This is a genomic window from Embleya sp. NPDC001921 (assembly GCF_053594475.1).
The window spans coordinates 74,959-88,077 of sequence record NZ_JBSFEO010000043.1; the positions used below are offsets into that span (position 1 = coordinate 74,959).

Below are 13,119 nucleotides of genomic sequence, written 5' to 3' on the forward strand. Positions count from 1 at the left end.
CCCTCCGCGAGCCCGGCAGCCGCCGAGAGCGCGGGCCGACGGCCGGCCGGGGCGCCCGCCCTTCGTCGGTGTTCAGCCCCCGCGCGGGGAGGCGCCCGCCCGCTCGGTGGGGGTGCGGGTGAACGCCGCGCGATAGCCGCTGGGGGTCAGGCCCGTGCGGTGGACCAGGTGTTTGCGCAGCGAGTCGGTGGTGCCGATGCCGCTGTGGTGTGCCACCAGTTCCATGGACAGGTCGGTGGTCTCCAACAACTCCCTTGCCCGGTTCACTCGTTGGTGAAGGAGCCATTGCAGTGGGCTGAGGCTCGTCTCGGCGTGGAAGCGCCGGGTGAGGGTGCGCACGCTGGTGTTCGCGTGGGCGGCGAGGTCGGCCAGCGTGAGCGGTTCGTCGAGCCGCGCCAGCGCCCAGGCCCGGGTTCCGGCGAGCGACACACCGCTTTCCGGCGGGAGTGGTGATTCGATGAACTGGGCCTGGCCGCCGGGGCGTACCGGCGCGGCGACGACCAGACGCGCGACCGTGTTGGCGGTGGCGGCGCCGTAGTCGGTCCGGATCAGGTGCAGGCACAGGTCGATCCCGGCGGACAGGCCGGCGGAGGTCAGGACCGGGCCGTCCTCGACGTACAACACGTCCGGCCGCAGGTCCACGGCCGGGAAGCGGCGGCGGAACTCCTCGGTCATCGTCCAGTACGTGGTGGCCGCGCGCCCGTCCAGAAGTCCCGCCTGGGCCAGCACGAACGCACCGGTACAGATCGACGCCATCCGCTTTCCCGCCGCCGCGGCGTCACGCAGCGCGGCCAACACGCGCGGGTCCGCGTCCGCGCGGGCACCCGTGCCGGTGACGATCACCGTGTCGGCGTCGTCTATCGCGTCGAGGCCGTGCGGCACCACGATGTCCAGGCTGCCGGTGCCGACGACCGCGCCGGGCTCGGCGGTGCACACCCGCACCCGGTATCCGGCCGCGCCGTCGACCACGTCGACCGCGCCGAGCACCAGTTCCGGGATGGACAGGTCGAAGGTGGTCACCGGTGGCACGGCCACGACGGCTATTCGATGCATGGCCCGAACCTCCGGATGTTTGGCATTCCGGCCACTACCGTACGCCCGGGCGCGGGCGGGAGGGTGATCACGTCCTCCTCGGACACCAGTCCTCCTCGGACACCACTCCTTCCCTCCTCTCCTTCCTGGAGCACTCATGTCCTCGTCCTCCGTCTTCCACGTCGTGATCGGTGCCGGCACCACCGGCTCGGCCACCGCGCTGCTGCTCGCCGAGTCCGGCGAGCGGGTCCGGGTGGTCACCCGCCGGGGCGGCGGCCCGGTGCACCCGCTGATCGAGCGCGTCGCCGCCGACGCGACCGACGTCGCGCGTCTGGTCGAACTCACGCGTGGCGCGGCGACGTTGTTCAACTGCGCGATGCCGACCTACGATCGCTGGCCCACCGACTGGCCGCCGCTGGCCGCGGCGATGTTGACGGCGGCGGAGCGCGCGGGGGCGCGCTATGTGATGCTCGGCAACGTGTACGGCTACGGACCGGTGGACGGGCCGATGACCGAGGACCTGCCGATGGCGCCGACCACCGTCAAGGGCCGCGTCCGCGCGCAGATGTGGACGAACGCGCTCGCCGCGCACGACGCGGGCCGGGTCCTGGTCACCGAGGTCCGCGCGAGCGACTTCGTGGGCGCGGGAGTGGCCTCGTTGTACAACTTCCTGGTCGTCCCGCAGGTGCTCGCCGGTACCCCGGCCGCGATCCCCGGCGACCTGGACGCGCCGCAGAGCTGGTCCTACAACGGCGACGTGGCCCGCACCCTGGTCGCGGCGGCGCGGTCGGCCGAATCCTGGGGCCGGGCGTGGCACGTACCGTCGTCGACCAGCTCCACCCGGGACCTCACCGCACGCCTCGCCGAGCTGACCGGCTCACCCGTCCCGCGACTGACCCGGATGACGGCCGAGGAGGTGCGCGCGATCGGCCTGGAGAACCCGATCATGGCGGAGGTCGAGGAGATGCTCTACCTCACCGAGGGCGCGTCCACCCTCGACGCGACGGTGACGACGAAGATCCTGGAGGTGTCCGCGTCACCCCTGGACACCGCGCTGCGCGAACTGGGCTCTCCGGTGGGCGAGTAGGCGTCGCGCCCGGCCCGGCCGTGTCCGCGTCCCGATCCGACACACTTGTCCCATGGACGACGACGCGGAGCACGCCCGGGCCTGGCTCGCCATCGAAGGGATCACCGAGTCCGACGACGGCACGTGGCGAGACGCCGAGACACCCGACGAGCCGATGACCGGCAACGAGTTGGCGCATTCCTGGACCGATGTCGCGATCACGGATCCGGACCTGGACGGGGCCGGGCGATTGCGGCTCGCGTTCGGGTTCCTGGACCTGCTGGACGACTATTGGGTGACCTGCGAGATGCGTTTCGCACTGGCGAACAAGACCGACCCGCCTCCCGCCGACGTGTTCTGGGCCGGCTACCGCGCTCGGCTGGAGGCGGAGCGGGAGTACGCGGCGGTCGGTTACTCCCTTTGGGTGGACTGGTTCGAGGATCGCGGCACCGTGGAGCGGGCGTTCGCCGAGGTGCTGGGCAACGACCTCGACCGGCTGGGTCGAGCCGCCGAGGACGGGCCGTTGTTCCGGCGGGCCCGCCGTGTGCTGGAGTGCTCGGGCCCGGTTCCCTGGCCGCTCAAGTACCCGGTGTACCAGGCCGCGGCGGCCCGACCCGAGCTGCACCCGGCCCTGTTCCAGGGGCTTCGGGGCAGCTACGGGGACGTCCACGGCAGCCTCGACACGGCGGCCGGCCTCGCCCTGCTCGACCGGCTGCGGCTGCCCGCCGACACCCCCGACGTCGAGCGCCTGCGTACCGTCCTGGCGGCGGGCCACAACAACCACTTCCGGTCCCCGGGCGCGTGGGGAGCCGCCGCGTCCTGAGTTCGCGCGACCCGCGAGGCGTGTTTAATCGGGTCTCATCGGCGCGATGGAAGGACCCGCGATGGCCACGGTGGATCGGCACGGGCTCGAACTCTCCGGCATGGGTCCGGAGGCGGTCCGACACTACGAACGTGCTCTCGACGCGCTGTTGTTCTTCCGCCCCGAGGTGAGCACCGAGGTCGAGGCGGCGCTGCTGGCCGATCCGAACGCGCCGATGGCCAACGTGTTCGCGGCCTATCTGGGTTTGCTGGGCACCGAGTCGGTGGACGCTGCCGCCGCGAACGAGCGGTACGCCGCGTTCGTGCCGACCCCCACCCGGGTCGGCGCCCGCGAAGTCGCGCACATGCGGGCCGCCGAGGCGTGGCTGGCCGGCGACATCCACCGGGCCGGGGACATCCTGCACGAGTTGGTCGTGGCCTACCCCCGGGACGCGCTCGCGCTGCTGGTCGGCCATCAGATCGACTTCCTCACCGGCGACGCGCCGCGCCTGCGCGATCGGGTCGGCGGCGCGCTGAGCGCGTGGGACCGGGACGATCCGCACTACGGTCCGGTGTTGGGGATGGCCGCGTTCGGCCTGGAGGAGACGGGCCACTACGCGCGCTCCGAGGAGGCCGGGTTGGCCGCCGTGGCCGCCAATCCGCGCGATGTGTGGGCGATCCACGCGGTGGTGCACACGTACGAGATGCAGGGCCGGTTCGCCGAGGGGATCCGCTACCTGGACGGTCGCACCGCCGACTGGACGGGCGGCAACTACCTGAACGTGCACAACTGGTGGCACTACGGCCTGTTCTCGATCGAGGCCGGCGCGATCGATCGTGCGCTGGCCATCCACGACGCGGTGCTGCACAACGACAAGTCGCTCGGCGTCGCGATGGAACTCCTGGACGCCTCGGCCCTGTTGTGGCGCATTCACCTGGCCGGCAACGCGCAGGTCGAGCGCTGGAATCGGCTCGCCGACGCGTGGGCGGCCCGCGCGGACGTCGCGTACTACGCGTTCAACGACACGCACGCCGTGATGGCCTACCTCGGCGCCGGCCGCATCGCAGCGGCGCGGGCGGTGATCGAGGATCGCGAGAACCGGCTCGGCACACCCCACCGGGAGGTGGCCAACGACCGCATGACGGCGCAGGTCGGCCTGCCGGTCTGCCGCGCGCTGCTCGCCTTCGAACAGGGCCGGTACGCGGACACCGTCGACATCCTCGTCCCGATCCGGCACCACCTGAACACCTTCGGCGGCAGCCACGCGCAGCGCGACGCGATCCAGCAGACCCTGGTCGAGGCCGCGCTGCGGGCGAACCGGCACGACCTGGCCCGGACGCTGCTCAGCGAGCGGATCAACCTCCGCCCGACCAGCCCGTACAACTGGCAGGGCCGGGCGCGCCTGGCCGACGCCCTGGGCCGGTCCGCCGAGGCCGCCGAAGCTCGCGAGCGCGCCGCCGAGCACACCGCCGCGATCACGGCGGCCTGGGGGCGCTGACCCGGGCCGACCACGCCCGCGCCCCGTGCGCGAGAATTGCGCACTCGTCCCGGGCCGAACCGACCGGCCCGCGACGCCATCGAACTGCACGGGAGAGTGGCACGCATGGGAGAGTCCTCGGCGACCGGTTCCGGAGCACGGCGCCAGGTTCCGGACGATCAGGGGCTGCTCGCCGCCGCCGCGCGGAGTCCGGGCGGTTCGGTCGCCGAGAGCGATCCGGCGTTCGCCGACGACCCCAACGGATACGTGCCCGGTGAGGCGATCCGAGGGGCGTGGGTGGTCGGTCCGGACGGGCTGCTGACCGGCGAGTACCGGGAGAACCCGCACCACGGGCCGCCGCGGGACGACTTCGCCAAGCTGCTCGAGGACGACGCGTGGTTCGGCTGGCTCGGCGAGGACCCGGCGGGCGCGATCCGCGAGTCGGTCACCGAGTGCTTCGAGGACCAGGCTCCGGGCGCGGTGCTGACCTGGATGAAGGTGCTGGAACCGCCGCGCTGCGCGACCACCGGCCGGCCCGCCCCGGACGACGAGCAGTACCTGATCCCCACCCGCGCGGGCGTGGCCGTCTGGTTCGCGGCGCAGATCAGCGCGCCGGACCGGGCTCGGGCCACGGTGTGCGGCATCTTCACCTGGGTCGCGAGCCACCTCGATGCCCCGGGCGATCGCCGGGACCGCATCTGGCTCGACCTGGACGCGGACCTCGACTGGGCGGAGCAGCAGCTCCCGCCCCGGATGTACGGCTTGGACGCGGAGGCGGGCGACGCGGGGGCGGGCGACGACGAGGGGGCCCCGAGCGCCTGAGCCGCGGCCGGCGGGCCGCGGTCCCGCCTGGCCCGTGCGCTCCGCGCGCTACCGCGCCGCCTGCAACCGCGGCTTCAAGTGCCGGGCGATCGCCTCCGCGAGCCCGGGCGGCACCGCGTTGCCGATCTGCCGGGCGATCTCGGTCTTGGAGCCGCACCACACGAAGGTCTCCGGGAAGGACTGGAGCCGGGCCGCCTCGCGATGCGTGATCGGGCGGTTGACCCGGTCGGTCGGATCGTCCGGGTTCCACTGCGGGTGCAGGTACTGGCCCTTCTCCGGCTTGTAGAACTCGGTCCGGATGGTCAGCGACGGGTGGTCCCAGCGCATCCGGCCCATCACGTCCGTCGTGCCGGTCTTCTTGTTCCGCCAGCAGTCCGGCAGCAGGTGGTCCGGCAGGTCGAATCGGCCGCCGCCGGGCGGGACGCAGTCGTAGCGCAGCAGCGAGCGCTCGATCGGCGTGCGGGCCAGGTGCAGGTCGGCCTCCTTGAACACGCCGGGCACGCTGCGGCCGAAGAACTCGGTTCTGGCGACCGGCAGGCTGGTCGTTCCGGGGACCCTCGGCAGGTGCTCGATCGCGTCCCGGACGGTGTTCCAGCGCCGCGGGCGGCCGGGGCCGTGGGTCGGCTCGGGGACGGTGATCTCGCCGATCCGGGAGCCGATCACGATCGCCCGCTTGCGCCGCTGCGGGACGCCGTAGTCCACCGCCGGGAGCAGCGCGTCGGTCAGCACGTACCCCTCCAGGAGGCCGCCGGGCTGCGCCTCCGCGAGCAGCAGCGCGAACTCGGCGGACTTCTGGAAGCGGTCCACGTTCTCGATCACGAACACCTTGGGCCTGGCCCGGCGCACGAAGCGCAGGTATTCCTTCCAGAGCTTGTTGCGCGGGTCCTCGACGTTGCGGCTGCCCAGGTTGGAGAAGCCCTGGCAGGGCGGGCCGCCGATGATCAGGTCGGCGCGCGGGATGTCCTTGTCCGGGATCTCCGCGATGTCGCCCCAGCGCATGTGCGCCTCGCCGAAGTTGGCGGCGTAGGTCGCGGCGGCGTGCAGATTCCACTCGACCGCCATGACCGGCCGAAAGCCCTTCGCGGCGGCGAATCCGGACGTCATTCCCCCGCAGCCCGCGAACAGGTCGATCATGGTGATGGGTCGTGCCATGCGGACAGGTTAGCCGGCCGCGCGTCGGGCGATCACCGCCTCCCGCACCCTGGCCGCCGCGGTGACCGGGTCCTCGTGCTCCCAGACCCGCACGACCAGCCAGCCGGCCTCGGCCATCCGCCGGTCGGTGTCGATGTCGCGGGTGCGGTTTCCCTCGATCTTGTTCTTCCAGAACTCGGCGTTGCGCTTGGGCCAGGTCGCGTGCACCGGGCAGCCGTGCCAGAAGCAGCCGTCGACGTAGACGGCGACCTTGGCCGGGCCGAACACGACGTCCGCCTCGCGGCGCACGCCCTTGAGCGGGCGGCGGTGCACGCGGTAGCGCAGGCCCATGCCGTGCAGCACGCGTCGCAGCGCGACCTCGACGCCGGTGTCCTTGCTGCGCTGGCGACTCATCCGCGCGCGGGTCGCATCCGTGGTGGTCAGGCTCGTCACGAACACCATGGTGCACGGTCGCACTGTCATCGCGCCCGAGCACGACGAGGCCGACCTCGCTCAGGCCGGGTACGCCCGCGCCTCCGTCGCCTTCACCGCCGCCCACACCGGCTTGCCGGGCGCGAGTTCGAGTTCGGCGACCGCGAGCGGGGTGACGTCGGCGAGCAGCGGGACGGGGCCGGTCAGCTCGACCCGGACGGTGTCGCCGTGCAGTTCCATGCCGCCCACCTCGACCTGCCACAGGTTGCGCGGGCTGCCGTCGGGCCGGCTCCGGTACAGCGTTACCGCAGCCGGTGGGAAGGCCACGAACACCTCGGCCGCGTGCGGGAGTTCGGCCACCACCAAGCGCTGCCCGGCGGGCAGGTCGACGCCGCCGGCCGAGGTGGTGCCCCGGTACAGGTTCAGGCCCACCAGGCGCGCCACGTAGTCGGTACGCGGGTGCCGGGCCACCTCGGCCGGCGTGCCGTCCTGGACCGCGTGTCCCGCCTCGATCACGGTGAGCCGGTCGGCCAGCACCATCGCGTCCAGCGGGTCGTGGGTGATCACCACCGCGACCCCGTCGAAGTCGGCCAGGTGCCGGCGCAGCGTCGCGCGTACCTCCACCCGGGTGCGCGCGTCCAGCGCGGCCAACGGCTCGTCCAGGAGCAGCAGTCGCGGATGCGTGGCCAGCGCGCGGGCGAGCGCGACCCGTTGCGCCTGTCCGCCGGAGAGCCGGCCCGGCTTGACGCCGGCGTGTTCGGCCAGGCCGACCCGGTCCAGCCAGTCCGCCGCCAGGCCGCGGGCCTCGCGTCGGCCGACGCCCTGGCAGCGCGGGCCGAAGGCGACGTTCTCCAGCGCGGACAGGTGCGGGAAGAGCAGGTAGTCCTGGAAGACCACGCCCACCGGTCGCCGCTCGGGTGGTGTGTACAGCCGCCGCTCCGGGTCCTCCAGGTCGACGCCGGCGAGCCTGGTGTGGCCGCCGGGGCCGAGCGGGACGAGGCCGGCCAGGGCGCGCAGCGCGGTGCTCTTGCCGGCGCCGTTGGGGCCGAGCAGCGCGACCACCTCACCGGGTGCGGCGGTCAGGTGGACGTCCAGGCGGAACGCGTCGCGGGTGACGACGAGGTGGGCGTCGAGGCCGCCGGCGTGGTCCGGGGCGGTCGATTCACTCGTGCCGGCCGCTTCGTCCGGGCCGGTCATGAGGTGGTCATCCAGCGTTCGCGCAGGCCGGCCAGGATCAGCACGGACACAGCCAGCAGCACGAGGGAGAGCACGATCGCCGCCTCCGGGTCGGTTTCCAGGGCCAGGTAGACGGCGAGCGGCATGGTCTGGGTCTCGCCCGGGAAGTTGCCGGCGAAGGTGATGGTGGCGCCGAACTCGCCGAGCGCGCGGGCCCACGCGAGCACCGCGCCGGCCGCCACGCCGGGCGCGATCAGCGGCAGGGTGACCCGGCGGAACGCGGTCCAGCGGGACGCGCCGAGCGTCGCGGCGGCCTCCTCGTAGCGCGGATCGGCCGCCCGCAGCGCGCCCTCGACGCTGATCACCAGGAACGGCATGGCCACGAACGCCTCGGCCACGATCACGCCGGTCGTGGTGAACGGCAGCGTGTAGCCGAAGGTCTCGTCCAGCCACTCGCCCACGATGCCCCTGCGGCCGAGCACCAGGAGCAGCGCGACACCGCCCACCACGGGCGGCAGCACCAGCGGCAGCGTGACCAGCGCGCGGACCAGCCGGCGGCCGGGGAAGTCGGTCCTGGCCAGCAGCCAGGCCAGCGGTACCCCCAGGACCAGCACGACGCCGGTGGCCACGGTCGCGGTGAACAGCGAGAGCTTGAGCGCCTCGCGGACCTCGGTACTGCCGAGTTGACTCCCCAGGTCGCTCCACGGTGCCCGGATCAGCAGCCCGAGCAGCGGCAGCACCAGGAACACCAGGCCGATCAGACCGGGTACGAGCAGTGCCAGGGGCGCACCGCCGCGTCGGGAGCGCCCGGAGCGCCCGGCCCGCCCGCGCGGGGCCGGCGGGCGTGCGGCCTGCTCGTATGCGGCCTGCTCGTGTGCGGCTCGATCCTGTGCGGCTCGATCCTGTGCGGCTCGATCGCGGCGGCGGGCCCGGGGAAATCGGCTCACGGTGCCTGGAAGCCCGCCGCCGTCAGGGCCGTGCGGCCGGGCTCGGACAGGACGTACGCCACGAACGCCTTGGCGGCGTCCGCGTTGGGCGCCTTGGCGAGCGGGACGATCGGGTACGTGTTGACCGCCTGCGCGGACTCGGGGAAGTCCACGCCGACCACCTTGGCACCGGCCGCCTTGACGTCGGTGCGGTAGACGAGGGCGGCGTCCACCTCGCCCAGGGTGAGCTTGGTGAGCGCGGCCTTGACGTCCTGTTCGAGCGTCGAGGGGGTGAACTTGACGCCGGCCGCGTCGAGGGCGGTCTTGGCGGCGGCGCCACACGGCACCTGCGGGGCGCACTGGGCGACCTTGAGGCCGTCCTGCTTGAGGTCGGCGAGCGACTTGATGTTCTTCGGATTGCCCGGCGCGACCGCGATCTGCAACGTGTTCTTGGCGAACGCGGTGGGCGTGCCGTCCGCGCTCTTGGCGTCGGTGACGAGCTTCATGTTCTTCTCGTCGGCGGAAGCGAACACGTCGGCGGGCGCGCCCTGGTTGATGCTCGCGGCCAGGGCCGAGCTGCCGAGGTAGTTGAACTTGACCGTGACGCCCGGGTGCGCGGCCTCGAACTGCTTGCCCAGCGCGGTGAACGTCTCGGTCAGCGAGGCCGCGGCGAACACGGTGACGGTGCCCTTGAGTTGCTTGGCGTCGGCGGCGGGCGCGGACGATCCGGCACCGACCGGCGGCGTGGCACCGCCGACCTTCTTGTCGTCCTTGTCGTCGCCGCATCCGGCGAGCGCGATCAGCGTGCCCGCGAGCAGGGCCGCCGAGACCGCGCGTCCGGCCCGCACCGTGCCTATTGCACCCATCGTGTCGACTCCCCACTATTCGAGGGAGTGCTCACGCGCGCCCTCGGTCCGCTCCACCATGACATTCGTCGACTTCACCACTGCCGTGGCGAGCACCCCGACCCGCAGGCCGAGTTCGTCCGCGGCCTCGGCGCTCATCAGCGAGACCACCCGGTACGGCCCGGCCTGGATCTCGACCTGGGCCATCACCGTGTCCTTGCGGACGTCGGTGACGATGCCGCGGAAGCGGTTGCGCGCGGACGACCAGCCGAGTCGCTCGCTGTCCGCGCGGGCGTCGCCGGCGGCCGCCGAGCGTGCGAACGCGGCCAGCGCCGCACCTTCCACCACCCGCCGGCCGTTCTCGTCCCGCCGCGCGTCGAGCCGACCGGAGTCCACCCACCGCCGCACCGTGTCCGCGCTCACTCCGAGCAGGGCCGCCGCATCACCGATCCCGAACATGTTCACGGCCGGGATCCTAGTCACGAGCGCCTCTCCCACAGAGCGAAGCCGATACCCACAAACACCGGCAGAAGCCGTCGCCTGCGGATCGCCATCCTTGCAGATGCGAGGATCATTCGACCATAGGGGTCGCAGATTCGACGGAAACAAGCACCGTCGGGAGGCCGTGTCGGGACGTGGCCCCGGTTCACGTCGACTCCCGGGCCGGCCCGCTCAGTGTGTTCGGTGGCACTCGGCGAGGGTGGCGAACGCGGCCTTGGGCTCCCAGGGCAAGCCGGGGTAGGCATCAGCCGGCAATCGGCGCCTGAACGAGACTGATCCACCAGCCGGCGCGGTCGGCGGAGTGCCGGACCATCGCGTCGGCGAGGGCGCGTCGGGCGGTGAGCGAGGTGCGTCGCCATTCGGGGAATCGCCACATCCAGCGCCGGACTTCGCCGAGGTTGTGGCCCTCTGCCAAGAGGGCCGCGCCGAGGTAGGCGATCTCCGCCCACCTCGGACCGAGCGCCACCTGCCCCCAGTCGACGACCGACAGTCGCCCGTCGGGCCGGATGATCATGTTGGCCGAGGTCAGGTCGGTGTGCAGGAGCCGATTCCCGCTCAGCGGCCCACTCCGTCCGGGCGGCAGATGCTCCCGAAGCCGTCCGACCAGGGTGGGCAGCCCGGCGCTGCGGCCGGGTTGAATCCGCCCGATCCGATCCACCACCCCGACGACCTGCGCGAGATCCCCGGAATCCAAACGCATCCGCACGGGCCGCCCGTCCACGTGCTCGAACACAAGCACCCGCCACCCGTCGACCGCCCCGTGATGCAACAGCCGAGGCGACAGAACCCCGGTGACCCCACTCGCCGCAATCTCACTCGTCTGCGCCCGAGCGGACAACGGCGCGGTCGCCTCCTCGGCCGCCTTGACGAAGACACGACCGGTCGGCGTGCCGACGGTCGCAGCGAAGGAACTGGCGTGCGGCCCGACGACCGGTTCGACCCAATGAACGGACCCAACCGCCTTCTCCACCAACTCGGCTACTTGGCCGTGCAGTTCATGCCATCCGTATCGCCTGCTCAACTCGTCTCCCGCACGGACTCGCCGCCGGGTGCGATCGGCACCGAAAGCGGTCCGCCGACAGCACACCCGAACTGATCGACGCGCCGCAATTCCTGCACCACTCGCGCGAGTTCGCCATCCGAATCAAGCGCAACCAGGTGACCGATCGGGCACAGGTACGGCGACCGGCCGGCCCGGGACGGCTGCACAACGGCAACCCGCGTCGACGCGGCGGGAAGCGCGACCACCGTCCCCTCCGGCAACTGCGCGTGGTCGTCCACGTGTCGCACCCGAGATCCCACAACGATCGGCGTTCCGCCGCCGGTTCGATACTCTTGAATCTCCATTACCGCCTCACGGTGGATCGATGGAAGACAGCGGCCGGGCTCACGCCTGGAATCGAGACGCCCGGCCGCTGTCTGTCGAAATGGTGGCGACACAAGGCCCCACCGCAGCCGACGCTTCGCGCCGACCTTCCCTTGCCTCACTGGCGTCAGCCCATGATTACGCCACGGTCGTTACGCTCGAAAGCTCGGCGCCATGGGCATTGTTTTTTGGCAAGGACAATGAGAATGGATGTGCGATTCAAGTTGCAATCCATCGACCTCGGGCCGGATTCAAAGACAGTCGGCACAGGAAACAGCCCCCGGCCAGTCGTGCTTGCCGGGGGCTGTATCGACGTGGAATCAGGTCGTGCGCAGCGCCGACAGCAGAGCCGACCAGGACGCCGGCGCGACGGCCACGTGACCAATGCTCGGGTCCTTCGAGTCACGGACCGGAACGAGTGCAAGGCCGGGAGCGACCTCTACGCACTCCCCACCGTCGGGATTGCTGAACGTCGACTTGAGCCAGTGCGCGGCACTCAGGTCAGAGGCACTGATCATGCGTCGAACTCCTCTATCGCAGACTTGATCATGTCTGCCGACTCCCTCGGCGTCAGGGCGTAGGCACAAACCTGATCGTATGCCCGCTGTCGATCAAAAACGGCCTCCGGGTCTTCCACCATCCATCCATGATTGTTCGCCTCATGCCACGCGCCGACCTTGCCGTCCGCCGGCGTCAGCAAGAAGAGAGAACTTCCCAGTAGAGGGTGCGCGCCATGTGCGAACGCGATGACTCGGATGGTCGTTCGGGGCGCGGCAACCCTCGGGAGAAGCGCCGCCAGTTGCGCCCGCATGATCGAAGGGCCACCGACGGGTCGGCGCAAGACCGCTTCGTCCAGTACCGCGAGGTAGATCGGCGAGTCTTTGCGAGCGAGGATGATCTGCCGACCTTCGCGAAGGGCCACCGATTCGTCCAACTCGCCCTCGGACGCGTCCGGCGATCCCTCGCGCAGGAGCGCTCGGGCGTAGTCCGGGGTCTGAAGCAATCCCGGGATAACCTGCGCCGCGTAGGCGTGGATTCGTACGGCTTGCTGCTCGTACTCCATGACCAGCCGATACCGCCCCGGGTGCCGGTCATCCTTGATCATCCGATACATGGACTGGAACATCCGTCCTGTCTCGTACAGTTCATCGAGCTTCGCGGGAATGTCGGGCGGAATTGCCCGCTGAGCCCGCTCGAACCGCGAAAGCGTGGAGACGTCGTATCCGACCATCCCGGACATGATCTCCAGTGAAAATCCGGCGGCTTCGCGGTGTTCCCGCATCAACTCGTTGTAGGTACCCCGAGGTCCGGCCCCGGGATCGATGGGTCGTGGCTTGAATCGCACTCCCACTCTCCTCATGTACGTCGAAATGTCGCCCCGGTGCCGAGCTTTCGATCGTACAGAGAGTGCTGCTTTCATCGCCCTACGTGGCGCGAGATCCGACGGCAAAGGCGCGCAGGACTCGGAAACGCCGTCATGTCCGCGGATGCGAGCCGGGCCGGGTGCGGGGCCGGTCGACGGGCCGGTGCGCACGCGCCTTGG

The 13,119-nt window shown here is 71.5% G+C and carries 15 protein-coding genes; 4 read left to right on the forward strand and 11 right to left on the reverse strand.

From position 1 onward, the window contains the following. Window positions 1-72 precede the first annotated feature (72 nt). Window positions 73-1,053: a GlxA family transcriptional regulator gene (locus ACWCPW_RS38270; RefSeq protein WP_449766202.1), complete on the reverse strand. Its 981-nt coding sequence runs from the start codon at window positions 1,051-1,053 to the stop codon at window positions 73-75. A 136-nt stretch (window positions 1,054-1,189) separates the two neighbouring features. On the opposite strand from ACWCPW_RS38270, the gene ACWCPW_RS38275 reads away from it, so the two are divergent. From ACWCPW_RS38275 to ACWCPW_RS38290, 4 genes are all read left to right on the forward strand, one after another. Further along, window positions 1,190-2,119, forward strand: a complete 930-nt coding sequence (locus tag ACWCPW_RS38275; RefSeq protein WP_449766203.1) for an NAD-dependent epimerase/dehydratase family protein — start codon at window positions 1,190-1,192, stop codon at window positions 2,117-2,119. A 52-nt stretch (window positions 2,120-2,171) separates the two neighbouring features. After that, window positions 2,172-2,921, forward strand: a complete 750-nt coding sequence (locus tag ACWCPW_RS38280) for a hypothetical protein (RefSeq protein ID WP_449766204.1) — start codon at window positions 2,172-2,174, stop codon at window positions 2,919-2,921. A gap of 61 nt (window positions 2,922-2,982) precedes the next feature. Next, entirely contained in the window at window positions 2,983-4,398 is a 1,416-nt protein-coding gene (locus ACWCPW_RS38285; protein WP_449766205.1) for a tetratricopeptide repeat protein, read from the forward strand. A gap of 105 nt (window positions 4,399-4,503) precedes the next feature. Next, entirely contained in the window at window positions 4,504-5,199 is a 696-nt protein-coding gene (locus ACWCPW_RS38290; protein WP_449766206.1) for a hypothetical protein, read from the forward strand. A 48-nt stretch (window positions 5,200-5,247) separates the two neighbouring features. On the opposite strand, the gene ACWCPW_RS38295 is transcribed toward ACWCPW_RS38290, so the two are convergent. The 10 genes from ACWCPW_RS38295 to ACWCPW_RS38340 all read right to left on the reverse strand — a co-directional run bounded on the left by ACWCPW_RS38295 (window position 5,248) and on the right by ACWCPW_RS38340 (window position 12,858). Continuing rightward, window positions 5,248-6,351 (reverse strand): DNA cytosine methyltransferase, encoded by a 1,104-nt coding sequence (locus tag ACWCPW_RS38295; protein WP_449766207.1) that lies wholly within the window; start codon window positions 6,349-6,351, stop codon window positions 5,248-5,250. 9 nt (window positions 6,352-6,360) lie between these two features. Beyond that, a complete protein-coding gene (locus tag ACWCPW_RS38300) occupies window positions 6,361-6,792 on the reverse strand; it encodes a very short patch repair endonuclease (protein WP_449766236.1) in 432 nt (143 codons plus the stop codon). Between the two features lie 51 nt (window positions 6,793-6,843). Next, entirely contained in the window at window positions 6,844-7,959 is a 1,116-nt protein-coding gene (locus ACWCPW_RS38305) for an ABC transporter ATP-binding protein (RefSeq protein ID WP_449766208.1), read from the reverse strand. Continuing rightward, window positions 7,956-8,885, reverse strand: a complete 930-nt coding sequence (locus ACWCPW_RS38310) for an ABC transporter permease (RefSeq protein ID WP_449766209.1) — start codon at window positions 8,883-8,885, stop codon at window positions 7,956-7,958. The genes ACWCPW_RS38305 and ACWCPW_RS38310 overlap by 4 nt, the downstream gene beginning before the upstream one ends. Further along, a complete protein-coding gene (gene modA / locus ACWCPW_RS38315; RefSeq protein WP_449766210.1) occupies window positions 8,882-9,730 on the reverse strand; it encodes a molybdate ABC transporter substrate-binding protein in 849 nt (282 codons plus the stop codon). The genes ACWCPW_RS38310 and modA overlap by 4 nt, the downstream gene beginning before the upstream one ends. Before the next feature lie 15 nt (window positions 9,731-9,745). Beyond that, window positions 9,746-10,168: a TOBE domain-containing protein gene (locus ACWCPW_RS38320; protein WP_449766237.1), complete on the reverse strand. Its 423-nt coding sequence runs from the start codon at window positions 10,166-10,168 to the stop codon at window positions 9,746-9,748. Between the two features lie 286 nt (window positions 10,169-10,454). Continuing rightward, complete coding sequence (locus ACWCPW_RS38325) at window positions 10,455-11,231, reverse strand: phosphotransferase (RefSeq protein ID WP_449766211.1); 777 nt, start codon at window positions 11,229-11,231, stop codon at window positions 10,455-10,457. Next, window positions 11,228-11,491: a hypothetical protein gene (locus ACWCPW_RS38330; protein WP_449766212.1), complete on the reverse strand. Its 264-nt coding sequence runs from the start codon at window positions 11,489-11,491 to the stop codon at window positions 11,228-11,230. The genes ACWCPW_RS38325 and ACWCPW_RS38330 overlap by 4 nt, the downstream gene beginning before the upstream one ends. Before the next feature lie 405 nt (window positions 11,492-11,896). Next, window positions 11,897-12,094 carry a DUF397 domain-containing protein gene (locus ACWCPW_RS38335; RefSeq protein WP_449766213.1) on the reverse strand — a complete coding sequence of 66 codons (198 nt, stop codon included), beginning with the start codon at window positions 12,092-12,094 and terminating at the stop codon, window positions 11,897-11,899. Beyond that, on the reverse strand, window positions 12,091-12,858 hold the full coding sequence (locus tag ACWCPW_RS38340) for a helix-turn-helix domain-containing protein (RefSeq protein ID WP_449766214.1): 768 nt from the start codon (window positions 12,856-12,858) through the stop codon (window positions 12,091-12,093). The genes ACWCPW_RS38335 and ACWCPW_RS38340 overlap by 4 nt, the downstream gene beginning before the upstream one ends. Window positions 12,859-13,119: the final 261 nt, after the last annotated feature.

Excerpts from the sequence above, each read along its gene's own strand:
- ACWCPW_RS38340 (WP_449766214.1), bottom strand. The coding sequence starts at position 12,858 with ATGCGGGAACACCGCGAAGCCGCCGGATTTTCACTGGAGATCATGTCC.
- ACWCPW_RS38305 (WP_449766208.1), bottom strand. The coding sequence starts at position 7,959 with ATGACCGGCCCGGACGAAGCGGCCGGCACGAGTGAATCGACCGCCCCG.
- ACWCPW_RS38295 (WP_449766207.1), bottom strand. The coding sequence starts at position 6,351 with ATGGCACGACCCATCACCATGATCGACCTGTTCGCGGGCTGCGGGGGA.
- ACWCPW_RS38280 (WP_449766204.1), top strand. The coding sequence starts at position 2,172 with ATGGACGACGACGCGGAGCACGCCCGGGCCTGGCTCGCCATCGAAGGG.
- ACWCPW_RS38320 (WP_449766237.1), bottom strand. The coding sequence starts at position 10,168 with ATGTTCGGGATCGGTGATGCGGCGGCCCTGCTCGGAGTGAGCGCGGAC.
- ACWCPW_RS38270 (WP_449766202.1), bottom strand. The coding sequence starts at position 1,053 with ATGCATCGAATAGCCGTCGTGGCCGTGCCACCGGTGACCACCTTCGAC.
- ACWCPW_RS38335 (WP_449766213.1), bottom strand. The coding sequence starts at position 12,094 with ATGATCAGTGCCTCTGACCTGAGTGCCGCGCACTGGCTCAAGTCGACG.
- ACWCPW_RS38300 (WP_449766236.1), bottom strand. The coding sequence starts at position 6,792 with ATGGTGTTCGTGACGAGCCTGACCACCACGGATGCGACCCGCGCGCGG.
- ACWCPW_RS38285 (WP_449766205.1), top strand. The coding sequence starts at position 2,983 with ATGGCCACGGTGGATCGGCACGGGCTCGAACTCTCCGGCATGGGTCCG.
- modA (WP_449766210.1), bottom strand. The coding sequence starts at position 9,730 with ATGGGTGCAATAGGCACGGTGCGGGCCGGACGCGCGGTCTCGGCGGCC.
- ACWCPW_RS38290 (WP_449766206.1), top strand. The coding sequence starts at position 4,504 with ATGGGAGAGTCCTCGGCGACCGGTTCCGGAGCACGGCGCCAGGTTCCG.
- ACWCPW_RS38275 (WP_449766203.1), top strand. The coding sequence starts at position 1,190 with ATGTCCTCGTCCTCCGTCTTCCACGTCGTGATCGGTGCCGGCACCACC.